Source organism: Psychrobacter sp. DM8, assembly GCF_051307025.1.
Classification (GTDB): domain Bacteria; phylum Pseudomonadota; class Gammaproteobacteria; order Pseudomonadales; family Moraxellaceae; genus Psychrobacter.
Window position 1 is genome coordinate 1,877,641 of the sequence record NZ_CP195538.1, and the last position, 24,544, is coordinate 1,902,184.

Here is a 24,544-nt window from a genome sequence, read left to right on the forward strand (position 1 = left end):
AAAAGATACACTATTGCCCGATTATGACTATTTGGTCACCAGTTAGTAATGAGGCGGTTTGTCCGCCATAATATCAAATGGTGCAATGCCCTCATCAGCGCTTTGGTTTTGTAGCTGCTTATTTATGAGTTGCAATTGGCGCTGTAGCGTTTGGATATGCTGATCTTGCCGCGTTACCACGGCGTCTAATTGCTCCATTGTCCGCTCAAGATGCGCCATACTCATCTGCAAGTCTATCATCTGATCTTGCGTATCGGAGGTGCTCCCTTTATCCGCATTTTGCAAATCATTGTTCTGTTTGTCATCATTGTATTTATTGACTATTGATGTGCTCATTGTGTTCTCACTGTTTGTGATTGTGATCTGTATCTTAGTAAACGTGTTTTGGTTATCAGTAATTTGTATGGTCGTCTATACCAGATGACGCTCTAAATATCAGGATAAAAGTTGCGGGTGGCACAAAACTACTCGGGTGACATGTTATACTGCTGGCAACGAGGTACCACCTTTTTATTACTATTCACCAGTGTATTCTCTCATCATCACTCACACTACTATATATAAGCTTAAGACAATCTATGGCACTGATACATCTAAAAAACATCCATCTCGCCTTTGGCGTAGCGCCCGTTCTCGACGGTATTGATTTTAGCATTAATGAAGGCGAGCGCGTTTGCTTGATTGGTCGTAATGGCGAAGGCAAGTCTACCCTATTTAAACTCATTAACGGCTCTTTGCAACCTGATAGTGGCGAAGTCATTATCAGTGGTAGTGCAAGCGTTGCTATGCTCGAGCAAGACGTGCCTGAAACCAGCGGTAAGATACTAGATATCGTCATGGGCGGTAGCCGCCGCACCGCTGATCTACTCATCAGCTACAATCAGCAAACCGACCTGTGCGCTGATGGTGATATGGATGCCTGCGAGCGCATGGCAACGCTACAACACGATATCGATGCGGTACACGGTTGGGATTTAGAGCGCGAAGCTCGCCGCCTTATTACTACTATGGGGCTTGATCCTGAAGATGATCTGTCTTCCTTGTCTGGTGGTCGTAAGCGCCGCGTATTATTAGCGCGAGCCTTGGTGACCAAACCTGACATGCTACTTCTCGATGAGCCAACCAACCATTTGGATGTTGATAGTATTGAGTGGCTTGAGCGTTTTTTGCTTGACTGGCAGGGTTTGACTCTCCTATTTGTCACCCATGATAGAGCCTTTGTCGATAAATTAGCCACGCGCATCGTTGAGCTTGACCGAGGTCAATTGACCAGTTATGACGTGACACAAGGCGCAAAAGGCTATGCGCGCTATCAAGAGCTTAAAGAGCAGCAGCTGCTTGCAGAAGAAAAGAACAACGCTAATTTCGATAAAAAACTAGCGCAAGAAGAGGTTTGGATTCGCCAAGGTATCAAGGCGCGGCGTACCCGCAATGAGGGCCGTGTCCGTGAACTAAAAGCCTTGCGCGAGGAGCGTAGCGAGCGCCGTGAGAAAGTCGGTAACGTCAATATCACGATGGGTGAAGGCGAGAAAAGCGGTAAGCTGGTCTGCAAAGTCAAAAACCTGCATCTTGAGTACGATGGTAACGTACTGGTCGATAACTTTACGACGACGATTATGCGCGGTGACAAGATCGGTATTATTGGTCCCAATGGTGCAGGTAAAACGACCCTTATCAAAGCTATACTCGACATGTCTGATGATGAAGTGATCAAAACGGGCAGTGTTGAGCTTGGTACTAACTTAGAAATTGCATTTTTCGATCAGCTGCGAGATCAATTAGATCTTGAGGCAACAGTCGCGCAAAACGTCTCAGAGGGTTCAGACTTTATCGAAGTCGGTGGTCGTAAGACGCATATTATGAGTTATTTACAAGATTTCTTGTTCGCGCCAGAACGCGCTCGTACTCCAGTAAAAGCTTTATCGGGAGGTGAGCGTAACCGCGTACTTTTAGCCAAACAGCTATTAAAACCTGCCAATATTTTGGTACTTGATGAGCCAACCAACGATTTAGATATGGCGACTCTTGAGCTGTTAGAGGAGTCTGTTAGCAGCTTTAACGGTACTATCTTACTTATCAGCCATGATCGCTCATTTATGGATAATGTGGTGACATCGACTTGGGTGTTTGACCAAGATGCTGAGGGTAAAGGAATAGTCAAAGAATACGTCGGCGGCTATCAAGAGTATCTGGTGCAAAAAAACCGTATGCAGGCTGCAAGTGCTACCAAAACGGTCACGGCGACCAAATCAAGCAACAAAGCCCCTTCGACAGTTACCCCAAAAAAAACAGTCAAAAAGCTAAACTTCAATGAACAGCGTGAACTTGATAACTTGCCTAAGGAGATTGCAGCGCTAGAGGCAGAACAAAAAGATCTGCAAGATAAGCTAGCGGATGGCTCTTGGTTCACCAAGGACTTCAATAGTGCTACTGCGGCCAGCGAGCGTTTGCTGATAATTGAAGATGAGATGATGAACAAGCTTGAGCGCTGGGAGATTTTAGAGGCCCAATAGGCTCAAAACATAGATATAAATGAGGCGCAAACTTATATAATTAGTGTGCTCAAAACTTAAAGTTAATGAACATTGCTCCGTTTTCAAGTATCATTCCCTATAGTAATACGTTTTTGTGAAATAGAGAGTAATTGTTAATCAAAAGTATCTTGATTCTACTGCTAGGTACTGATAACCAGTAGGCTCTAGGTGCTTTTTTTATTTCAATAGCTCAATTAAGCCTACTGAGGTTGTTTTATTTTTAACCGTACAATTTATTTTATGACCAAAATAGCTTAGAATAGTAACAATTAGCAAAACTAGGTATAGCCTAATCTGGCTTGCCTTTTTTACTATAATCCTTTAAGCCATAAACCCAGTGTGGGATAATCCCATGTCATTCACCTGGAGGAAGTATCAATGCGCAACACCGAAGGCGTTAATGTACAACGTCGTAGAGTCCTTATTGCCTCGACTGCCGTGATTGGTGCAGCTGGGGTAGCTGCTGTTGCAACCCCTTTTGTGCGCTCGTGGACGCCAAGTGCTAAAGCTGAAGCTGCAGGCGCTGCTGTGACTCAAGATATCGGCTCTATAGAAGAGGGTCAGATGATCGTCGTCAAATATCGCGGCAAACCTATTTTTGTGGTAAAGCGTACTCCAGACATGGTAGACACTCTAAGCGCCGTAGAACCGCTTTTGGCTGATCCCACTTCTGATGCGTCACTGCAGCCAGAATACACCAAGAATCAGACTCGCTCTTTAGAGCCAGGTTTGCTGGTAGTTGAAGGCGTCTGTACACATTTGGGCTGCGCGCCAAACTACCGCCCTGACGTCGGTGCGGCTGATTTAGGTGGCAATGACTGGTATGGCGGGTTCTTTTGTCCCTGTCATGGCTCTAAGTATGACATAGCAGGTCGCGTCTATAGTGGCGTTCCTGCACCGACTAACCTACCTGTTCCAGATTATAGTTTGGATGGGTCTATCTTGACGGTTGGAGAGGCTTAATATGAGTATGGGTAAAAAGTTAATGCATTGGGTGGACGCGCGTTTTCCAGCGACTGAAACCTACGAATACCATATGTCAAAGTACTACGCACCAAAGAACTTTAACTTTTGGTACTTCTTTGGCGTATTGTCAATGATCGTACTCGTCAACCAGCTGGTTACTGGCATTTGGCTGACAATGATGTACAACCCTAGCGCAGAAGGTGCTTTTGCTTCTGTTGAATATATTATGCGTGATGTCAAAGGCGGCTGGCTCATTCGTTATATGCACTCGACTGGTGCATCAGCATTCTTTGTTGTCGTCTACTTGCATATGTTCAGAGCGCTGTTATATGGCTCATACCAAAAGCCTCGCGAGCTTATTTGGCTTATCGGTATGGGTATTTATCTTGCGCTAATGGCAGAGGGCTTCTTTGGTTATCTATTGCCATGGGGCAACATGTCATTTTGGGGCGCGCAGGTTATCTTGAACTTACCAGCAGCGCTACCTGTCATTGGTGATGGCCTAGCTGAGTGGGTACGCGGTGATTACATTATCTCAGGTATTACTCTCAACCGCTTCTTTGCCTTGCACGTTGTGGCGATTCCACTAGTACTTGTCGGCCTTGTCTTTATGCATCTGGTCGCTTTGCATCACGTGGGTTCTAACAACCCTGATGGTATCGACATCAAAAAGCTAAAAGATAAGAACGGCGTACCCTTAGACGGTATCGAGTTCCATCCGTACTATACTGTGCATGATATGGTCGGTATCGTAGTCTTCTTTATCTTATTCTTTGCAGTGGTCTTCTTCTTCCCTGAGGGCGGTGGTTATTTCCTTGAGCCACCAAACTTTGAGACTGCCAACTCACTGAAGACACCAGCGCATATTGCACCCGTCTGGTATTACACGCCTTTCTACGCAATTTTGCGAGCGGTTCCTGATAAGCTTGGCGGCGTTATTGCTATGGGTGGCGCGATTGCAGTGCTATTTTTGATACCTTGGCTAGATAGATCGCCGGTACGCTCCATGCGTTATAAAGGCATACTATCAAAAATCGCCTTGACTATATTCGCTATCAGCTTTGTAGTACTCGGTTACCTAGGTGCGACGCCTGCAACGCCAACAGCGACGCTAATGTCTCGTATCTTTACCGTATTGTACTTCTTATTCTTCTTATTGATGCCTATTTATACGTCTATTGAGACGTGCAAACAGCCACCTGAACGCGTTACCGGAGGTCACTGATGAACACCTTAACAAAATCCCTAACCGGTTTGGGCTTAGGTGCGACTTTGATGTTGACAGCAGGTACTGCTATGGCAGCAGGCGGCGGCGGATGTGGCAGCTTCGTCAACGCTGAAGGCGTAGAAGAGCATCTGCTATGTAGTGAAGCCCCTATTGATTTTACTAATAAAGGCTCGCTACAAAATGGCGCTAAGATGTTTATGAACTACTGTGCTGGGTGTCACTCAGCGCAGTATGTACGTCACTCTCGTATTGCAAAGGATTTAGAGATACCGCCAGAGCTGGTCGAAAAGTATCTGATGGTGACAACCGATCAGATCGGTGATTTTATTAATCCTGAAATTGATCCTGAAGTCCAAGCCTCTTGGTTTGGTGCAGCGCCACCTGATCTATCGCTGGTTAACAGATTACGCGGTGATGATTGGGTCTATACTTACCTCTTGTCATTTTATGAAGATCCAAGTCGTCCTTGGGGCGCAAATAATTTAGTACTACAAAATGCAGCAATGCCTCACGTATTAAATAACTTGCAAAATGATTTGAGTACCGAAGAGTTTGAATCTGAAGTCGGTGATTTGGTTAACTTTATGGCATGGATGGGCGAGCCTGTTCGTCATGATCGTCAAGTGATTGGCTTCTTTGTTATTTTGTTCTTATTAGTGCTTCTTATTCCAGTATACTTACTCAATAAAGAGTTCTGGAAAGACGTTAAATAGAGCGATATTTAAAATATCAGATGAATTAAAAAGCATTACTTCGGTGGTGCTTTTTTTTGTTTTGACATTTATTCATGAAATCGCAAAACCATAGAGAAAGGTTAAGGTAATACTCGTCACTGTTTACGCATGCTATCTTGATAAATAAGGCGACTTTGTTTACGATGGCAATCTTCACTATTAACATTAGGCTTTCATGATTGATGCGAATGACATTCCAAGTAGTCAGCTGATTTTGTATGCGGACGACGGCTACGATAGTCATGTGGTACGCCTATTACTTGAAGAAAAAAAGCTCGCTTATTACTTATCGCGCCTACATTCTGAGCGGCCTGAGGATTTGACGGAGCTAAACCCTTATCATACTCTGCCAGTGCTACAACAGCGCGAGATTGCTCTGTATGAGATCAACGTTATCTTTGAGTATTTAGAAGAGCGTTATCACGCCAATAAGCTACTGCCCGACACGCCGCAAGAGCGCGCGCAGTTTCGTCAATTGGCATGGCGTATTCAGCACGACTGGCTGGTACTAGGTAAGCGCCTACTTATGCACCCAGACAGTTTTAATAAGGCACAAGCTGGCGTCGCAAAAAAGCAATTAGCAGACTCTCTTATTACTTTATCACCTCTATTCGCCCATAAATCGTATTTTATGGCTGATGAGTTTGGCTGGTGTGATGTGTTACTCGCGCCGCTATTATGGCGACTTGAGGAGATGAATATCGAGCTACCTCGTGCTATTAGTCGTCCTCTACTTGACTACCAAACTCGCGTATTTGAGAGAGATAGCTTTAAAAAGAGCGTGCGCTGATTTAAAATCAAAAAAAATGAACCTTTTACAATTGTTAGTATAGGAAGTTAGAACATGAGTGAAACAACCTCCATTACCCCAACCCGTCCTTATATGGTACGTGCGCTTTATCAATGGATAGAAGATAATGCATTGACGCCATATCTTATGGTAGATGCGACTGCTGAAAATGTTCAAATACCGACAGAGCATGTGCAAGATGGTCGTATTGTCTTAAATATCGCCAGCCGTGCGACAGGCAATATGAGTATGGAAAACGACTATATTCACTTTAGTGCGCGTTTTGGCGGAGTGTCACAGGAGATTTGGGTACCTCTGACAGCAGTCATGGGTATTTATGCCAAAGAGAACTCGCAAGGAATGTTCTTTGATCCTAACGAGTATGATAACTATCAGCCTAAAGACGATGCAGAAGGAGCTGTTAAAAAGAGCCCTAGTGCTGCGCCAAAACCCAAACGCGATAACAAAGCAGGTTTAAAAGTGTTGAAATAGTCTAAGTATAAAATACAAAAAGCTGGTCGTATTGTATACGACCAGCTTTTTGCTGCCTGTTTAAAAGAGCTTTAACCTTAGAACCCTTTCTAATTTTTAGCTTAGGTTCTTGGCAGAGTCACACCGCGTTGACCTTGATATTTACCGCCGCGATCTTTATAGCTGGTCTCGCAAACGTCATCGGCATCGCTCTGAAAAAACAGCATTTGCGCGACCCCTTCACCTGCATAAATACGCGCGGGCAAGTTGGTCGTATTGCTAAATTCTAGAGTGACATGCCCTTCCCACTCAGGCTCTAGTGGCGTGACGTTAACGATGATACCGCAGCGAGCGTAAGTCGATTTACCTAAGCAGATCGTCAAGACATCACGCGGAATACGGAAATACTCCATCGTACGCGCCAAGGCAAACGAGTTGGGCGGAATGATACACTCATCACCTACGATATCGATAAAGCTCTTTTCATCGAAGTTTTTAGGATCGACAACGACAGAATGCACGTTGGTAAAGACTTTGAATTCAGGCGCGCAGCGAACATCATAACCATAGCTTGAGGTGCCGTAGCTAATGAGACGCTCGCCTGCATCATTAAAGCGCACTTGACCTGCTTCGAACGGCTCAATCATGCCATGATTTTGAGCTTGCTCACGAATCCAGCGATCAGACTTGATAGACATTTTTATCCTTAACTATTGAGTACAATATGTAACTTATAAATTTGTAAGAGGTTTTGGTACTGGTGATTATACGGAACTCAGACGCTGATTTATAGATTTTATAACAGATATAAAGGATTGTTTATATCAGTTTTATCCATGCCTTTATTATTTATCTGATTCATCAGCTACTGATTGTCCTTGGTAGCTGATTACTGTACTTACTGCTCTTCTTTTTGCTTGGTTTGATGCAACGTGAATTAATTCTATGATCATCCTAGTTTCAACAGGCGTTAATCCATCCAATAACGCTTCGCTGACATTAATAATAGCAATACCACTGATCCCATAAGAGTGTTTGGGAAATTTAGATAGTAAGTCTACTATTGCTTGTGTAGCAGTAGAGAAGTCTATAAATAGCAGACGGCGGTTGCTAAAGTTAGCATTAACCTGATGGCTTTTGGTACTGCCGTCTTTATAGTAAGCCGTCGCATTCAATTGATTATTTGATAACTCAATCTCATACACGGGCGGACGCAGCATTTTTAATAACTTATGCTGCTTAGGTAGCCTTTTCAGATAGTTATCATAGGTCATTATGCTCACTAAAAATCCCTTTTTATGCTATTGATCATGAGTTACCCTTCTAAAATATCCGCTTGTCATCAACAGGCTTAGCGAACTTATTAATATTGGCTTCGATGTTTTTGGCGATATTTATATAATATGATGCAAACTCATCATCAGCGAGTACGCTAGGCTCACCTTTATCCACTTGTGCGCGAATACCGCTAGCGAGAGGCAACTGACCTAATAACGGTACTTGATACTGCTCAGCGATAATTTCGCCGCCGCCGACTCCAAAAATAGCTTCGGTAGTTCCGCAGTTGCTACAGGTATGCAAAGCCATATTTTCAACCACGCCAAGTACGGGAATATTGGTCTTATTAAACATCTCAATGCCTTTTTGCGCATCTAACAGCGCTACATGCTGCGGAGTAGTCACAATCACCGCTCCTGTCACTGGTATTCGCTGAGCGAGTGTCAGCTGAATATCACCTGTACCTGGCGGCATATCTATCACCAGATAATCAAGCTGCGGCCAGTTGGTTTGGTTGTACAGTTGCATCAATGCGCCAGTAGCTTTGGGACCACGCCAGGCAACAGGCGTATTATCACTATCGAGCAAGCTACCAATAGATAGCATTGCAAGGCCATGCGCCTCAACTGGGACGAACTGCTCGTTCTCTAGTTGCGGTTTGACATCGGCGACGCCTAGCATCGTTGGTATACTAGGGCCATAGATATCAGCGTCCAGCACACCGACACGCCCGCCAAGCTTTTGTAAAGCTAACGCAATATTGACCGTCGTTGTTGATTTGCCAACGCCGCCCTTGCCAGAGGCGACGACGATGATATGACGAATGCGAGGATGCGCAGTTAGGGAGGCTTGCGTTGGCGCAGCCTTGGTAATCGGTGGTTCGGCGTCAGTATCATTAGTACTAGGGGTTGTTTTAGACATGCTATCAGGTTTTGCTGCTGGCTGGCTCTGAGCGTCCATAGCATTGATCGTCTTTGGCATTTGTTTTGGCAACGTTGACCCTGTGCCTTTGGCTGGTGCAGGTAGGCGTACATTCATATGAATGGTCTTGATGCCGTGCGGATGCAGTAGTTGCCCAAGCTCCTGTTGGATGGTTTCAGGGTCACTGTTAACAGGCAAACGCAAATCTAAAGTCAGCTCATCACCATTGCGCTCAAGCCCAGTCACCATAGTAGCGATACTAATAGTGCCGACTTCATAGCCAAGCAATACCTTGTCCACTGCACTATCGCGCTGTGCTTGCTGCTGCGGGGTTTCAGGTTTGTCAGAGGTTATTTTTTTTATAAAGTTGAACATAGCTATTTTTACTTCTTATAAAAAGATGGTTTTTATGGGCTGGATCATCAATCATTATTGGAGGTTCAGTGTAGCCCAATTGACACTATTAAAAAACCAGCAACTCTTATGAGTCAACAGATTGTTACCTTTTAGTGTGAACGAATGATTTGTTAGTTAATGCTTAAAGCCGACTTTATATCGCCAAAAACTTTGAAGCGATGAATAAGTAAATAAGCACGCCTGAGGCATCACTTATTGAAGTTATCAAAGGCGCACTGGCCGTGGCAGGGTCAAAGCCTAACTTGTTGAGTACAAAAGGCAGACTCATGCCGATCACACTACCAATGATAACTACCGACACCATACTCAGCGCTAGCACCACCGATACGATAGCGTCACCGCGGATATAGCCGATAATAGCGACAGCGACCGCCATCGTAGCTCCTAGCATAAGTGCAACTAAAGCCTCACGGCCTAGTAGTGAAAACCAATCCTTCATCACCACATCGCCAGTAGCAAGTGCCCGTACCATCAAAGTGGCAGACTGTGAGCCTGCATTACCACCACTATCGACTAATAACGGTAAGAAAAACACTAGTACTAAGTTAGCAGCAATAACATCTTCAAAGTTGGCAATACTAAAGCCTGAGAGTAGATTGCCAAATATCAATAAGACCAGCCAAAAGACGCGCTTACGATACAGCACTCTGACGCTCACATCTTTGAGCCTACCGACCATAGTCGTGACGCCAGCTGACTTATGAAAGTCATCGGTGGCTTCATCGCTAGCAACGTCCATCGCATCATCATGAGTGACGATACCAACTAAAGCGCCATTATCGTCAGTAATTGGCAGTGCAATGAGATCATAACGAGCTACGGCTTTGGCGACGTCTTCTTGATCGTCAGAGGCGTTAGATGACACCACACTACTCATCATAATATCGCTAATCACTTGCTCAGGGGACGCTAAAATGAGCACTCGTAATGACACCACGCCTAGGAGTTTACGGGCCTCATCTATGACATAGGCATGATAAATCGTCTCAGCGTCAGGTGCCTCTAATCTTAGAGCATCTAGCGCTTGCGCCACCGTCATCTTTGGCGCTAAGGTGGCATAATCAGAGGTCATCAAAGCCCCAGCGGTACGCTCCTCGTAGGCCGATAGCCTGCGAATGTCTTCGCGTTTGGCTTGCGCTAATGCGGGCAGCAGGGCATCGCGCTGCTCTTGGTTAAGATGCTTGTACAGGTCAGTGCGCGCGTCCGCTGGCATCTCCCCTATCAAGATTGCCATACTCTCACGCGGGAACTTGTGCGCCATAGCGACCTGTACATCAGGCTCTAGGTACGCAAATATAGTTGAGCGATTGGGCAGGCGCTCTAATAACTGCCAAGCGAGCGTCGTATCCATCAGCGCAAGCACATCAGCGCTATCGATAGGGCGCAAAGCCTGTAGTTGATTCATTGCGGGCGTAAACTGCTGCTGCTCAACGGCCGCGCTTAACGTTAACGCGATATCTTGATAGTTCATTATAATTGCTCTGTGCGATGCGAGAAGATTTGATTATAAATAAAAAAAGAGCCAATAATATTGGCTCTTTTTTATCTCATAAAGAAGATGCTAGCGGATGGGTGATTTATAAGCAAGCGGATAAAGGCTTAGGCTCATTAATCAATTAGTTCATAAACCAGCCATGACTGGCGACGATGGATTGTCCTGTGAATACATTGGTTGGGAATGCGGCTAAAAATAATGCCAACTGAGCGATATCATCAACGGTAGTGAACTCTTTATCAACGGTATTGACTAGCATAATATCGTTGACGACTTCTTCTTCGCTAATGCCCTTCTCTTGGGCTTGCTCAGGGATCTGCTTTTCGACCAGTGGGGTTTTGACAAAGCCTGGGCAAATCACATGCGAGCGTACGTTGTGCTCGCCGCCCTCTTTTGCCAGTACGCGGCACAGCCCTAATAGACCATGCTTGGCGGTAACATAAGGCGCTTTGTAGAGTGAGGCTTCGTGTGAGTGTACCGAACCCATATAGATAACCGTACCGCCTTTGTCGTCTTTATACATATGCTTGACAGCGGCTTTGGTTGTCAAAAAAGCGCCATCTAGATGAATAGCGAGCATTTTTTTCCAGTCATCAAATGCCATTTTGTCAATTGGGTTGATAATCTGAATACCGGCGTTGGAAACAAGAATGTCAATACCGCCAAAGGTGTCGACCAACTGCTGCACACCTGCGTTGACGGCATCCTCTGAGGTGACATCCATCTCAATCGCTAGAGCCTGACCGCCCGCTTCTTTGATAGCATCGACTGTCTCTTGAGCGGCATCCAAATTGATATCTGCAATACCGACTGCAGCGCCTGCCTTGGCATAAGTCTCAGCGATATCACGTCCGATGCCGCTAGCTGAGCCTGTGACTAGTGCTACTTTACCTGTCAAATCATGTTGTAGTTCGGTCGCCATACTTTTATTCCTTACTTTAATTTTTTATTAAATGGACTTATTGAATAATCGTGCTTACTGGATTATGGTTACTGGGGTTTTTTCTTGTAGCTCATCGAAGCTGACATCATCGGCTAGTTCGACAAGTTTAAGTCCTTGATCTGTGACATCAAGCACTGCAAGTTCGGTAATAATGCGATCAACGACGCCTTTACCAGTCAAGGGTAGCTCACAGTTGGCAAGGATTTTGGGATCGCCATGTTTGTTCACTTGCTCCATGAGTACAATCACTCGTTGCACGCCTGCGACCAAGTCCATCGCGCCGCCCATACCTTTGACCATCTTTTTGGGGATCATCCAGTTGGCCAGATCACCGTTTTCTGAGACCTCCATTGCGCCAAGTATCGCCAGATTGACGTGACCACCACGAATCATCGCAAACGACTCTGAGCTGCTAAAAAAGCTAGCACCAGGTTTTGCGGTTACCGTTTGCTTACCGGCGTTAATCAAATCTGCATCGACATTATCTTCGGTCGGAAACTCGCCGATACCTAATAAGCCATTCTCAGACTGTAGCCAAACGTCTACGCCCTCAGGGATGTAATTGGCCACCAGTGTCGGCAGGCCAATGCCTAAATTGACGTAATAACCATCTTGCAACTCTTGTGCGGCGCGCTGCGCCATTTGCTCTCTTGTCCATGCCATGGTATTTATCCTTAAAAATTATCGTATTCTTTTTTATCTTAGTTCAACTTAGTGCTTAAGCGCTCTCAGCGGCTTTTGTCGTAATTTTCTCAATGCGTTTTTCAGGAGCGCTATTGAGTACAATACGTTGCACATAGATACCAGGCAGATGTATCTCATTGGGATCAAGCGTGCCTGTCTCTACGATTTCCTCAACCTCAGCAATGGTAATTTTGCCTGCTGTTGCACAGTCTGGATTGAAGTTGCGCGCGGTTTTACTAAATATTAAGTTACCTGCTTTGTCCGCTTTTAGCGCTTTGACGAGGGAGATATCCGCGTTTAATGCACGCTCAAGAATATAAGTACGACCCTCAAAGTCGCGGGTCTCCTTGCCTTCAGCAACTAAGGTACCGACGCCTGTCGCAGTATAGAACGCGGGAATACCTGCGCCGCCTGAACGTAGTCTTTCTGCTAATGTGCCTTGCGGGGTCAGCTCAACTTCTAACTCGCCTGCCAAGTATTGGCGCTCAAACTCTTTGTTTTCGCCCACATATGATGAGATCATTTTTTTGATTTGGCGAGTTTGTAATAATAGTCCCAAGCCAAAATCATCGACACCAGCGTTGTTACTAATACAAGTAAGATTTTTGACAGCGCTATCGCGCAACGCTTCAATAAGCGCTTCTGGAATGCCGCACAGGCCAAAACCGCCAATAGCGAGGGTTTGTCCATCACTCACGATACCTTTTAGGGCATCTTGTGCCGTACTATATACTTTTGATTGACTCATGCTCAGCTCCTTGCTAATTTAGCATTTTTTAATATTAACCCATAATCTACAGAAAATTTAAAACAATACACCTTGTATCAATATATCTTGTATACAACATATGTGCTAACTTAGCATATTATCATCTTAGCGACTAGGTAAGAACGTTAAGATGATAGTAAAGATAGCAGCTATATCGTATCGATAAGAGATAGAGGCTTCGATAACAGTCGTTATATCATAGCGACTGGTTATCCTATAGCTGCTTTGAGTACTATGGTCAGCATTTTTATATTAGCGTTATACACACTGATTGATTAAATAATTTATAGGGCCGCGGATACCATTTATTCGCGGTCTACTTTATGCCAAGGAGAAGGCTTATGTTTAGCACACTTGCTATTGTCATCACGTTATTACTGCTCATGTTTTTTGCCTATCGCGGCTATTCTGTACTGATTTTAGCACCGATTATGGCAACATTGGCTGTATTGCTATCGGGTGATTTTTTGACGAGTATCCCTGCCTATACCGATATTTTTATGGGCGCACTTAGCGGATTCTTACTGAAGTTTTTTCCTATATTCTTACTAGGCGCACTCTTTGGGCGTTTGATGGCAGACTCAGGCGCCGCAACCGCGATTGCCAATACCGTAGTCAAAAAGCTTGGCGCAAGCAAAGCTATCCTTGCGGTGATTTTAGTCTGTGCTATCTTGACCTACGGCGGCGTCTCGCTATTTGTTGTAGCCTTTGCTATCTACCCTATCGCCAAGGACTTATTTAGAGCGGCTGATATCCCTAAGCGCTTGATTCCAGCGGCTATCGCACTAGGCTCTTTTACCTTTACTATGACCGCCCTGCCCGGTACGCCTGCGATTCAAAACGCTATTCCTATCCCTTATTACAATACTAACGTTTTTGCAGCGCCCATCTTAGGGATAATCGGCGGTACCATCATGTTCATTGGTGGATGGCTGTGGTTACAATCACGCGCCAAAAAAGCCAATGCCGCAGGTGAAGGTTATGGTCAGCATGACGACGAAGACGTCGGCGTCGGTGGTATCGATGCCAAAAAAGAGCCTGTTCAGGAAAACGTCGCGCAAGAGAACGTCGCTAAGAGCAACCTAGCGACAACAAGTGAAGCGCGCAACACTCATCAAACCTCCTTTGTGGTTGCGATGATTCCGCTGGTTTTGGTTATCGCATTGAACGCCATGCTCACCTACTTTATCTTTCCTGCGATGGACTTTAGCAGCTTACAAACGCAGTTCCCTGATCTTAATATCGAAGGCTCACTAGGTCTTTGGTCTATTATCATCTCTTTGGTCATCGCTATTATCGTGCTGATTGTGCTGCGCATCGGTCACTGGAGTAATCTACAAAAAACCATTAACCGTGGTACTTATGATTCGATGTTGCCGATATTTAACACCGCCTCAGAGGTGGGTTACGGCGCGGTTATCGCCTCGCTTGCAGGGTTTCTTATCATTCGTGATAGTATCTTAAACCTCAATCCCAATAATCCGCTGATATCAGAAGCGGTTGCTATGACTACGCTTGCCGGTATCACAGGCTCATCTTCTGGTGGTTTGAGTATTGCCCTATCGACATTAGGTGAGGATTATCTCAGAATGGCGGTTGAAGCGGGTATTGACCCTGAGCTGATGCACCGAGTCGCTGTCATGGCAGCAGGTGGTCTTGACACCTTGCCCCATAGCGGCGCGGTCATCACCTTGTTTGCTATTTGTGGTCTGACCCATAAGCAGTCTTATCTTAATCTAGCCGTCGTTACGATGGTAATTCCACTCATCGCTGTTATTGCTGTCATCACTTTGGGTACTTTGTTCGGATCGTTCTAAGCTTGGATCGTTCTAAACGTACCCTTTAAAACGGTTTAATATAATTTAAAGCCCACTTAGCACTTGCTTAGTGGGCTTTTTGGTTTTGACTTTTAAACTGATTAAATGAGTATGTGCTACACGGATCGCATCAATGCATAGGTTTATTACTAAGCACTATCACAACTTTGGCTAAATTACGGTATCATAGGCACAATTTTTTATTTTGGTGCGTCCCGTTCTTTGCACTCCTCTTTGTTGATAATGGCAATGATGCCTAGAGCGATTGACCACTACCCTTTTTAGATAAAAATATAGGTGATAAACGTGCGTGAGATTTTAGTAACCAGTGCCTTACCTTATGCCAATGGCTACATCCATTTAGGCCATCTTGTAGAATACATTCAAACCGACATTTGGGTACGGGCGATGAAAGCGCAGGGCCATCAGGTCACTTATGTCTGCGCCGATGATGCTCACGGCACCGCTATCATGCTCAAAGCTGAGTCTAACGGTATTACGCCAGAGGAGCAAATCGCCTCAGTCAAAGCCTCGCACGAAGCGGACTTTGCAAAATTTTTGATTGATTTTGATAATTATCACACCACTCATTCAGAAGAAAACAAGCACTTCTCAGAGCTGATTTATCGTCGTCTTAATAGCGCAGGACATATCAGTACCCGCGACGTCGAGCAATTATTTGACCCCGAAAAACAGCTGTTCTTAGCCGATCGTTTTGTCAAAGGTCAATGCCCTGAATGCGGTGCGATGGATCAATACGGCGATAACTGCGAAGTCTGCGGCACCACCTATGATGCGACAGATCTGATCAACCCTTATTCGACGTTATCAGATGCGACGCCTGTACTCAAAACCTCAAAGCACTACTTCTTTGATTTGCCAGGGTTTGAGCAGTTTTTAAAAGACTGGACACGCAGTGACAATCGCTTGCAAGTCTCCGTTGCCAACAAACTCCAAGAGTGGTTTGATGCCGGTCTTGCCAGCTGGGACATCTCGCGTGATGCGCCCTACTTTGGCTTCAAAATTCCTGATACCCCAAGTGATGAGCCAGACAAATACTTTTATGTCTGGCTAGATGCGCCCGTGGGCTACATGGCAAGTTTTCAAAACTTGTGTGATAAGCGCAAAGGCGGCGATAACGAGCTGGACTTTGATCGCTACTGGATGCAAGAGAATGAGCACAAAACCGAGGTTTATCACTTCATCGGTAAAGATATCGTCTATTTCCATGCGCTGTTTTGGCCCGCTATGCTCGCAGGTAGTGAATTCCGTACGCCAACGGGTGTCTTCGCGCACGGCTTTTTGATGGTCAATGGCGAGAAGATGAGTAAATCACGCGGCACCTTTATCAAGGCTGAAACCTACGCTGAGCACTTGCATCCTGAGTACTTACGTTATTACTTTGCGAGTAAACTCTCTGATAAAGTCGAGGACATTAACCTTGATTTAGAAGACTTTATGCAAAAGGTTAATTCTGACTTAGTCGGTAAAGTGGTCAATATTGCCAGTCGCAGTGCAGGATTCTTGGTCAAAAAGTATGACGGTATGCTGTCTGATACTTGCGTAGAGTCAACGCTACTAGAAGATATCACCAAGACGGGCGATGAGATTGCCGCCGCTTATGAGAATCGTGAGTTTGCGCGAGCCATGCGCCTAATTATGCAATGCGCGGACAAGGCCAATGAGTATATTGATGACAAGAAGCCCTGGTCGCTTGCTAAGATCGAGGGCACTGAGCAAGAAGTACAAGACGTCTGCTCGGTGGCGATTAATATTTTCCGCCAACTGATGGTTTATCTTGCGCCTGTACTGCCTGAGCTTACGGGCAATGCCAAAGCGTTCTTAAATATTGATGATTTAAGCTTCGCCAGTCGTAATCAGTGGCTGCTAGGCCACAAGATCAATAAGTTTAAACCGCTTATGCAGCGTATCGAAGAAAAAGACGTGGCGGCGATGGTTGAAGACTCAAAAGCGTCACTTACACAAACAGACGCGCCAGCAGTTAGTAATGACACTAAAGCAGTAGCCGATAAGAAAAATACTGAACAAACTGAAGATACTGCTGATGACTACATCGGTATCGAAGACTTTGCTAAGGTTGAGATGAGGGTCGCGCACGTGGTTGAGTGTAGTCACGTCGAGGGCGCGGACAAGTTATTGCAATTTACCTTAGACGTTGGTGAAGACAAGCCGCGTAATGTGTTTAGTGGTATCCGTAAGTTTTATGAGCCTGAGCAATTAACGGGCAAAAAGGTAATTTGCGTGACCAATCTTGCCCCGCGTAAGATGAAATTCGGTGTATCAGAGGGCATGGTACTATCAACAGGCGATCCAAAAACGGGACTGACCGTTGTGACTTTACCTGATGAGTGCGTCGTTGGTGACACCCTTGCTTAAGTAAGCTGCGGTTCCTGGGGCGTCTTATGATATTGCTTAGGCTGCTAGCTGATATTCTTATCTATACGGCATTTGGACTTATCATTTATTGGTACATGACTAGTGATATAACCGCATTATGGATAGCTATTGGCTGCGCGCTCATTAGTATACTGCTTTTTTGGTTTACATCAGACATCAAACCCACATCGCGTCGACAGCGTCATGTTGACTGGGATGCATGGGATTGGTTTTTCTTTATAGATATAGTAGAGATACCTTTTTATGTCATTGCTTGGCTATTTCGTAGCCTTTGGCGTGTTTTTGATTGAGCCTTTTGGCTTAGATAGTGTACTTTTTATTGCGCTTCTTATTGCACAAGGTAACCTTGCTGTCATAATATAGCAAAGGTTACAATACCATCAGCACTGATATGCCCCTCACTTAATAAAAGAGTTCTTCTATTATGACTTTTGCCACGACTCTACGTCTCAATCTATATGCTGCTACTATTGGCGCGCTGGGCTTGATCGGTTGCTCTAATACGGCAGACACCAATGCAACTGAAGATAGTATAGAGACCAAAAGCCTAGCTATAACCCAAATCGTTGAGCATCCCTCACTTGATGAGATCCGGCGCGGTATATTAGATGAGCTGGCAGAGCAAGGTTATACCGAAGGCAAAAATCTAAACGTCAACTTTCAAAGTGCGCAGGGCAATCTTGCTACCGCTGGACAAATTGCTAAGCAGTTTGCAGGCGATCTGCCAGATGCCATCGTAGCTATCTCTACCCCATCAGCACAGTCTGTGGTTGCATCGACGACCAGCATTCCTATCATTTATACGGCAATATCTGATCCCCTAGGCGCTAAGCTCATTGATGCTAACAATGTACCTATGCAAGACAATGTCACAGGGTTATCAAGCCAGCTGCCTATCGAGCCGCAGCTTGATCTCATTCAGCAGATTGCCCCTGATGCCAAGACCATAGGTTATGTCTATAGTCCAGGTGAGGCTAACTCAGTTGGCGTCCTAAAGCAGCTCAAAGAAGCAGCACCTGCACGCGGGCTTGATATATTAGAAGTCACTGCTAACCGTCCTACTGATGTCGCTATGGCGACGCGCAGCTTGGGTGGCCGTGTTGATATTATTTATACCTCGCTCGATAATAATGTCGTCTCGGCATTTGAGGCGATGGCAAACGCTGCCAATGAGCTCAAAATACCTGTGATCGCCTCTGATGAATTCAGTGTTGGACGCGGCGCTACAGCAGCGCTGGGCGTTAACGATTATGACTTTGGCCGTACTACAGGCAAGATGGTATATCGCGTATTAAATGGTGAAGCCACTAGCAGTATCACACCTGAGGTCATGAACGAGCTAACCTTGTATGTCAGTCCCAAACATGCCAAGGCGCAAGGCGTGAGTATACCAGCTGCGCTACTCAAAGAGGCTATCAACGTCGATACTCAAACACCAAACACTGACGAGTGATCGCATCGCTTTCATGTTTAAAACCGTTAAAACTCAACACCTTGTATGGATACCCTTTTATTTTTAGGAGTAAGACTTATGTTTAACCCCAATCGTTTTCGTAAAGCTTTTATGCTAGGCGGTCTATGTACTGCTATTTTGACCGGCTGTAATCAAGCACCAACCGATGATCCTGAGACTATCGACGGCGCAGCGGGCGGTGATACGACGCTACCGACCAAGACGGTCTCAATTACCGCAATCGTAGAGCATCCTGCCCTTGATGATGTCCGTAAAGGGGTGATCGATGAGTTGGCTGAACAAGGCTTTACCGAAGGCGAGAACTTAAACGTCAACTTCCAAAGTGCGCAGGGCAATACGGCAACTGCAGGTCAGATTGCCAAACAGTTCGTCGCTGATGAGTCAGACGTCATCGTCGCTATTGGTACGCCATCAGCGCAGTCAGTGGCAGCCGCGACCAGCAGTATTCCGCTAGTGTTCTCAGCAGTAACCGACCCTGTTGAAGCCAAGCTTGTTACTAGTCTTGATGGTTCAGGCACTAACGTTACAGGTGGCTCAGATGCGCTTCCTTATGAGCCGCAAATTGACTTGATGCGTCAGATCATCCCAGGTCTTAAAAACGTCGGTTATGTGTATAGCCCAGGTGAGGTCAATTCAACGATCATCTTAAAGAATCTAAAAGAGAAGCTTGCGCCTATGGGCATCTCGGTACAAGAAGCGCCTGCTGCGCGTAGCAACGATATTGCCATGGCAGCTCGTAGCTTAGAAGGCCGCGTTGATATGATCTATACGTCAACGGACAACAATGTCGTCTCCGCCTATGAGTCGCTGTATCAAGTTGCAAGAGAGAGCAAAATCCCACTTATTGCCTCTGATACTAGCTCTGTTGAGCGCGGCGCAATTGCAGCTCTTGGCGTTGATTACTATAGCTTGGGTCGTGAGACGGGCAAAATCGTTAGCCGTATCTTAAATGGCGAGAGCGCAGGTGATATCCCTGTTTACACTCCGCAAAAGCTTGATTTGTACGTCAGTCCAAAAAATGCTGAGGAACAAGGCGTAACTTTGCCACAAGCGGTTATTGATAATGCTAAAGAAGTGGTAGAATAGTATTTTTAGATAATAAGAGTGCAAACAACCCAGCTAAGCCAGTCAAGATTGGAACTCGCTGGGTTGTTTTTTAAGCGCTCAATGCGCTTTTTTAAGGTTTGAGATACTGACGTTTAAATGATACTTATCTTAAAATGCTACCTGTTTTATAATACCAAGTCCTTTCTTGCAGGTTATTAAATCTGTTTCATTCACCGCCTAGTCGTTGTGACTTGCAGCGCTTTTGACTTATTGATTTCTTATGTCCTTAATTGCCTTTTTCGGTGCGCTTGAGAGTGGTCTTATCTACGGCTTAGTCGCCCTAGGTGTACTCATCTCGTTTCGTACGCTTGATTTTCCTGATTTGACCGCTGACGGTAGCTTTCCGCTTGGTGGCGCTGTCGCCGGTATCTCCATCGTCGCCGGTATCAATCCTTGGATTGCCTGCGCTTTTGGTATGCTCGCAGGATCGGTTGCTGGTATCGTCACCGCCTGGCTACACGTCAAGCTTGGTATCTTGCAATTGCTCGCCAGTATCTTGGTTATGGTTGCACTATACTCAGTCAACTTGCGTATTATGGGCGCGCCGAACCTACCGCTCTTAGGTGAGACGACGGTATTTAGCTCACTTGTGACTAATGACAATGGCTTTTGGATGCGCTGTTTAATCATTGGTGCAGTGGTTTTGGTCGCCAAATTGTTTTTGGACTGGTTCTATAGTACTGAGTCTGGTCTATCGATGCGCGCAACAGGCTCAAACCTGCGTATGGCGCAAGCGCAAGGCATCAATACCTCATGGATGACCATCATCGGTATGGCAATCTCTAATGGCTTAATTGCCCTAGCAGGTGCGCTATTTGTGCAGACGCAAGGCGTCGCTGATATCTCTATCGGTATCGGTACTATCGTTATCGGCCTAGCTGCGGTTATCATTGGTGAGACAATAATCCCTGCTAAGCGTATTTGGCTCATTACCTTTGCCGTTATCGTCGGTGCAGTACTTTATAAGCTATTTATTCAAGTCGCTTTATCAAGTGACACGCTACGGAGTATCGGCTTTGGTCCGCAGGATCTCAACCTGATTACTGCTCTACTCGTGGTATTGGCGCTGGTACTACCTAAGGCCAAAACTCAGCTTTTGTCGCGTAAGCTAAAAGTTTAACGCTCGCTTATATTATTAGACATGTTTGATTATCCAATACGCCCTACAAGATGCGTGATCAGCAAACATAAGGAATCACGATTATGATGCAAGCAAATGATTTACGCTTGACCTTTAATCCAGGCACCCCTATCGAAAACCCAGCACTACGCGGTATTGATCTAAATATTGCAGATGGCGAGTTTGTCACTGTTATCGGTACGAATGGCGCGGGTAAATCGACGTTTTTGAACGCCGTTAGCGGTACCACTCGCGTCGATAGCGGCTCTATCTTGTTAAATGGTATCGATGTTACCAAAAAAAGTGCACATGAGCGCGCGCATTGGGTCGCTCGCGTCTTTCAAGATCCGATGGCAGGCACGTGTGAGGCATTGACGATTGAAGAGAACATGGCGCTCGCTTATAAGCGCGGCGGCAAACGTGGTTTGAGTTTTGCTCTTAACCCAAATAATCGCGATCTATTTCGTGAAAAGTTATCGGTGCTAAAGCTTGGTTTAGAGAATCGTTTGACCGATCGTATGGGTCTGCTCTCAGGAGGTCAGCGTCAGGCAGTCAGCTTGCTTATGGCATCCTTGCAACCCTCCAAAATCCTTTTGCTTGATGAGCACACCGCAGCCCTTGATCCTAAGACTGCCGCTTTTGTTTTAGAGCTCACAGACAAGATCGTCACTGACAATAATCTGACGACAATGATGGTCACCCACTCTATGCAGCAAGCCTTAGCACATGGCACGCGTACGGTTATGCTACACCAAGGTCAAGTCGTACTCGATGTGGCTGGCGATATTCGTCGCGGCATGACGGTTCATGATTTACTCGATATGTTTGAGCAAACGCGCGGCGAAAAGGTTGATGATGATAGCCTAATCTTGAGTTAACACCGCAGCTCATTAGCTACCCTAAACATCACTCTAAAACCCTCAAGGATTAAAAATCTTTGCGGGTTTTTTGTGTCCACAACCTCTATTACAAATATGACTCTACAGTCATTTAATTTGAGGTTCATCGGTCAATAGGTTACTCTTGTGACGCAAATGAGTTACAAACATTTAACATAGCTAAAACATATCGCAAGTTTATCATCTGCTTTGCTTACCAATACGTATAGAGCCTCTAAGTTAAATACTTATGTTCTGTTAGCTCATATCTGCTCTACAAAGCCATTCTTCCCTGAAAGTCATATGGTACAGGCCGCTTAACCGCTACTCTATATCTGCTCTCTATAGCTTATGCTTTATTCATAAATAGACGCCTATATAGAGTAGTCTCTATCATTTTGCGTATTACAGATAACTAGGGCTATAGGTCTTACTATAAGCAGTAATTTGTGGGCTCTTTAGCTTTGTAAGCTTTGTAAGCTTTGTAAATAATGTGATTTTGCATATGTAATAACTACTATTTTATCCTAACAATTGCGAGGTATAAGTTTGAAAACTGAGTCATTGTTTCAATTCTCATCGTTGACCGTCATTTTGTTACTGCTGGCGTTTTATGGTGGTACTTATTTATTATCTTTACTCATTAAAAAAGACAAAGAATCAACCTCCGGCTTTATGGTCGCAGGTCACGGCGTTGGATTCGGTATGGGCGCAGCCAGCATGACCGCCACTTGGATCTGGGCGGCGTCATTTTATGCAGCGGCCACATCTGGCTATAAATACGGCGTATCAGGTCCCATACATTACGGATTTTGGGGCGCACTGATGATTTTGTTCATCTACCCCTTTGGTATGCGCTTTCGTGAACTTGCGCCCAACGGTCACACGTTAGGCGAGCTTATTCACGCCCGTCATGGCTCATCAAGCCAATTAATTTTAGCCATATCCAACATTATGGGCAGCTTAATTAGCTTGATGGTCAACTTTACCGCCGCAGGTGCGCTAGTATCTGTATTATCGCCATTGTCGTTTCAAACTGGGGTAATCATCGCAGGCGTGGGCGTACTCAGTTATACCTTAACCTCTGGATTTCGCGCTTCAGTCTTTACTGACTTTGCGCAATTAGTTGCCTTGATGGCGATCGGTGTGGTCATTATTCCAGCCGTCTTGTTCTCTATGGGCGGCCCTGAGGTTATGGTAAGTGGTTTATCTAATTTGACTTTAGAGCAGCAAGACTTCTTTTCCTCTGAAGCCTTTTTGCAACAGGGCGCACCTTTTTTCGTTGCTGTCTTGGCTTATGCTATCGGTAATCAGACGATTACTCAGCGCCTGTTTGCGATTGACAAAACCAAGATCAAAGCGACCTTTGTTACCGCTACTGTCGGCTACGCAGGTATCGTTATTGGCCTAGGTATGATAGGTCTTATGGCACTCACTATCGGTGTCGAGCCTCTCGATGGCAATATGAACAACTTGATTCCGCAAATGGTCAGTATGTACTTGCATCCAGTCTTTATTGCCTTGTTCTTTATCTTGGTCATAGGGTCGTTATCCTCGACTGCGGATTCTGATTTGTCGGCGCTATCGACTATTATGATGGCTGATGTCTATGGTAAAAACATCGCCAAAAAAGGCGGCGTGAAACCTAAAACGATGATGCTCGTCGGTCGTGGCACGATGATTGTCGCGACGGCAGCAGGACTGATATTTGCAAGCTTTAAGCTTGATATTTTAGTCATGCTCGTATTTGTCGGCGCACTATGGGGCGCGGTTGTATTCCCTGTTATCGCTAGCGTGTACTGGAATCGCGTCACCAATACTGCCTTTACTGCCGCGGTACTAGTAGCACTGTTATTCTTCTGTATTGCCCGTTTTGAGCTGGTCTCTATTACTGGATTTACCGCTCTATTCTTCGAAGTTATGGCAAGCGTCGGTGCAGCTGTCGTTATTGGATTGATGGTTTTTGGCTTCTTAGGTCGCAAGATGGGCCTCGTCGCCGCTGCCGTCACTTTTATCTTGATGCTGATATTTGCAACAGGGTTTTTGCGTGATTATATGGTACTACTCGCCTCTTTAACGGCTTATGGTGTCAGCGCTGTTGTTTGTATCATCATTAGCTTGATGAGTAATGAGCGTTTTGACTTTGATCTCATCAAACAGCGCGTTGGTGATTATGATAAAAAAGCCAAAGTGCAGCCAGTACCAAAGATTTAATACAAAATGACGGTTATAGTATGAATGCTAGTCATTTATGTCATAGCCGTTATTCATCAGCAAACAGGAGAAGACAGTATGGATAGCACTTTTATCTATGGACTTTATATTTTGATCTGGCCTGCGATAACACTCGGGGTACTAGTACTTATATGCACTGCAACCTATCGTGATATCAAAAAAGCTCAGCGCAATAACAAAGATATTATCTAACGAGTCTAGTCAAACGCTAGGCGCTGCTTTAATAGTAGGTCGTTATTAAACAGTTACTCACAGGTGATTGACA

22 protein-coding genes are annotated in these 24,544 nt (G+C 45.2%); 14 read left to right on the forward strand and 8 right to left on the reverse strand.

Features of this window, described 5'->3' with window-relative positions:
- Window positions 1-42: 42 nt before the first annotated feature.
- The gene (locus ACR64J_RS07945; protein ID WP_435949187.1) at window positions 43-336 is read right to left on the reverse strand and encodes a SlyX family protein; all 294 of its coding nucleotides are present in this window, start codon (window positions 334-336) and stop codon (window positions 43-45) included.
- 242 nt (window positions 337-578) lie between these two features.
- Here ACR64J_RS07945 and ACR64J_RS07950 point away from each other — a divergent pair, with 242 nt between their 5' ends.
- The 6 genes from ACR64J_RS07950 to ACR64J_RS07975 all read left to right on the forward strand — a co-directional run bounded on the left by ACR64J_RS07950 (window position 579) and on the right by ACR64J_RS07975 (window position 6,744).
- Entirely contained in the window at window positions 579-2,513 is a 1,935-nt protein-coding gene (locus ACR64J_RS07950; RefSeq protein WP_435949188.1) for an ATP-binding cassette domain-containing protein, read from the forward strand.
- 399 nt (window positions 2,514-2,912) lie between these two features.
- Window positions 2,913-3,497, forward strand: coding sequence for a ubiquinol-cytochrome c reductase iron-sulfur subunit (gene petA, locus ACR64J_RS07955; RefSeq protein ID WP_317200368.1), 585 nt, complete (start codon window positions 2,913-2,915; stop codon window positions 3,495-3,497).
- A gap of 22 nt (window positions 3,498-3,519) precedes the next feature.
- On the forward strand, window positions 3,520-4,725 hold the full coding sequence (locus ACR64J_RS07960) for a cytochrome bc complex cytochrome b subunit (protein ID WP_317200406.1): 1,206 nt from the start codon (window positions 3,520-3,522) through the stop codon (window positions 4,723-4,725).
- On the forward strand, window positions 4,725-5,441 hold the full coding sequence (locus ACR64J_RS07965; RefSeq protein ID WP_317200369.1) for a cytochrome c1: 717 nt from the start codon (window positions 4,725-4,727) through the stop codon (window positions 5,439-5,441). The genes ACR64J_RS07960 and ACR64J_RS07965 overlap by 1 nt, the downstream gene beginning before the upstream one ends.
- A 196-nt stretch (window positions 5,442-5,637) precedes the next feature.
- Complete coding sequence (locus ACR64J_RS07970; RefSeq protein WP_317200370.1) at window positions 5,638-6,252, forward strand: glutathione S-transferase N-terminal domain-containing protein; 615 nt, start codon at window positions 5,638-5,640, stop codon at window positions 6,250-6,252.
- 54 nt (window positions 6,253-6,306) lie between these two features.
- Complete coding sequence (locus tag ACR64J_RS07975; RefSeq protein WP_317200371.1) at window positions 6,307-6,744, forward strand: ClpXP protease specificity-enhancing factor; 438 nt, start codon at window positions 6,307-6,309, stop codon at window positions 6,742-6,744.
- Window positions 6,745-6,845: 101 nt separating this feature from the next.
- On the opposite strand, the gene dcd is transcribed toward ACR64J_RS07975, so the two are convergent.
- The 7 genes from dcd to ACR64J_RS08010 form a co-directional block, all read right to left on the reverse strand.
- Window positions 6,846-7,421 (reverse strand): dCTP deaminase, encoded by a 576-nt coding sequence (gene dcd, locus ACR64J_RS07980; RefSeq protein WP_317200372.1) that lies wholly within the window; start codon window positions 7,419-7,421, stop codon window positions 6,846-6,848.
- A gap of 147 nt (window positions 7,422-7,568) precedes the next feature.
- Window positions 7,569-7,997 carry a hypothetical protein gene (locus ACR64J_RS07985; RefSeq protein ID WP_317200373.1) on the reverse strand — a complete coding sequence of 143 codons (429 nt, stop codon included), beginning with the start codon at window positions 7,995-7,997 and terminating at the stop codon, window positions 7,569-7,571.
- A 49-nt stretch (window positions 7,998-8,046) separates the two neighbouring features.
- Window positions 8,047-9,297, reverse strand: a complete 1,251-nt coding sequence (apbC, locus tag ACR64J_RS07990; RefSeq protein WP_435949189.1) for an iron-sulfur cluster carrier protein ApbC — start codon at window positions 9,295-9,297, stop codon at window positions 8,047-8,049.
- Window positions 9,298-9,472: 175 nt separating this feature from the next.
- Window positions 9,473-10,810, reverse strand: coding sequence for a magnesium transporter (gene mgtE / locus ACR64J_RS07995; protein ID WP_435949190.1), 1,338 nt, complete (start codon window positions 10,808-10,810; stop codon window positions 9,473-9,475).
- A 145-nt stretch (window positions 10,811-10,955) separates the two neighbouring features.
- Entirely contained in the window at window positions 10,956-11,756 is an 801-nt protein-coding gene (locus tag ACR64J_RS08000; protein ID WP_435949191.1) for a 3-hydroxybutyrate dehydrogenase, read from the reverse strand.
- Window positions 11,757-11,810: 54 nt separating this feature from the next.
- Window positions 11,811-12,440 (reverse strand): 3-oxoacid CoA-transferase subunit B, encoded by a 630-nt coding sequence (locus ACR64J_RS08005; protein WP_317200377.1) that lies wholly within the window; start codon window positions 12,438-12,440, stop codon window positions 11,811-11,813.
- Between the two features lie 55 nt (window positions 12,441-12,495).
- On the reverse strand, window positions 12,496-13,209 hold the full coding sequence (locus ACR64J_RS08010; protein WP_435949192.1) for a CoA transferase subunit A: 714 nt from the start codon (window positions 13,207-13,209) through the stop codon (window positions 12,496-12,498).
- Window positions 13,210-13,571: 362 nt separating this feature from the next.
- Between ACR64J_RS08010 and ACR64J_RS08015 the strand changes: the two genes are divergently transcribed.
- The 8 genes from ACR64J_RS08015 to ACR64J_RS08050 all read left to right on the forward strand — a co-directional run bounded on the left by ACR64J_RS08015 (window position 13,572) and on the right by ACR64J_RS08050 (window position 24,471).
- Window positions 13,572-15,047 carry a GntP family permease gene (locus tag ACR64J_RS08015; protein WP_435949193.1) on the forward strand — a complete coding sequence of 492 codons (1,476 nt, stop codon included), beginning with the start codon at window positions 13,572-13,574 and terminating at the stop codon, window positions 15,045-15,047.
- A gap of 306 nt (window positions 15,048-15,353) precedes the next feature.
- Window positions 15,354-17,444 carry a methionine--tRNA ligase gene (gene metG / locus ACR64J_RS08020; protein WP_435949194.1) on the forward strand — a complete coding sequence of 697 codons (2,091 nt, stop codon included), beginning with the start codon at window positions 15,354-15,356 and terminating at the stop codon, window positions 17,442-17,444.
- 445 nt (window positions 17,445-17,889) lie between these two features.
- Window positions 17,890-18,918 carry an ABC transporter substrate-binding protein gene (locus tag ACR64J_RS08025; RefSeq protein WP_435949195.1) on the forward strand — a complete coding sequence of 343 codons (1,029 nt, stop codon included), beginning with the start codon at window positions 17,890-17,892 and terminating at the stop codon, window positions 18,916-18,918.
- Window positions 18,919-18,996: 78 nt separating this feature from the next.
- The gene (locus ACR64J_RS08030; protein WP_317200383.1) at window positions 18,997-20,025 is read left to right on the forward strand and encodes an ABC transporter substrate-binding protein; all 1,029 of its coding nucleotides are present in this window, start codon (window positions 18,997-18,999) and stop codon (window positions 20,023-20,025) included.
- Between the two features lie 241 nt (window positions 20,026-20,266).
- Window positions 20,267-21,166, forward strand: coding sequence for an ABC transporter permease (locus ACR64J_RS08035; protein WP_435949196.1), 900 nt, complete (start codon window positions 20,267-20,269; stop codon window positions 21,164-21,166).
- Between the two features lie 83 nt (window positions 21,167-21,249).
- Complete coding sequence (locus ACR64J_RS08040) at window positions 21,250-22,044, forward strand: ABC transporter ATP-binding protein (RefSeq protein ID WP_317200385.1); 795 nt, start codon at window positions 21,250-21,252, stop codon at window positions 22,042-22,044.
- 564 nt (window positions 22,045-22,608) lie between these two features.
- The gene (locus ACR64J_RS08045) at window positions 22,609-24,258 is read left to right on the forward strand and encodes a sodium:solute symporter family protein (RefSeq protein ID WP_435951056.1); all 1,650 of its coding nucleotides are present in this window, start codon (window positions 22,609-22,611) and stop codon (window positions 24,256-24,258) included.
- Window positions 24,259-24,282: 24 nt separating this feature from the next.
- Window positions 24,283-24,471, forward strand: coding sequence for a putative transporter small subunit (locus ACR64J_RS08050; RefSeq protein ID WP_435949197.1), 189 nt, complete (start codon window positions 24,283-24,285; stop codon window positions 24,469-24,471).
- Window positions 24,472-24,544: the final 73 nt, after the last annotated feature.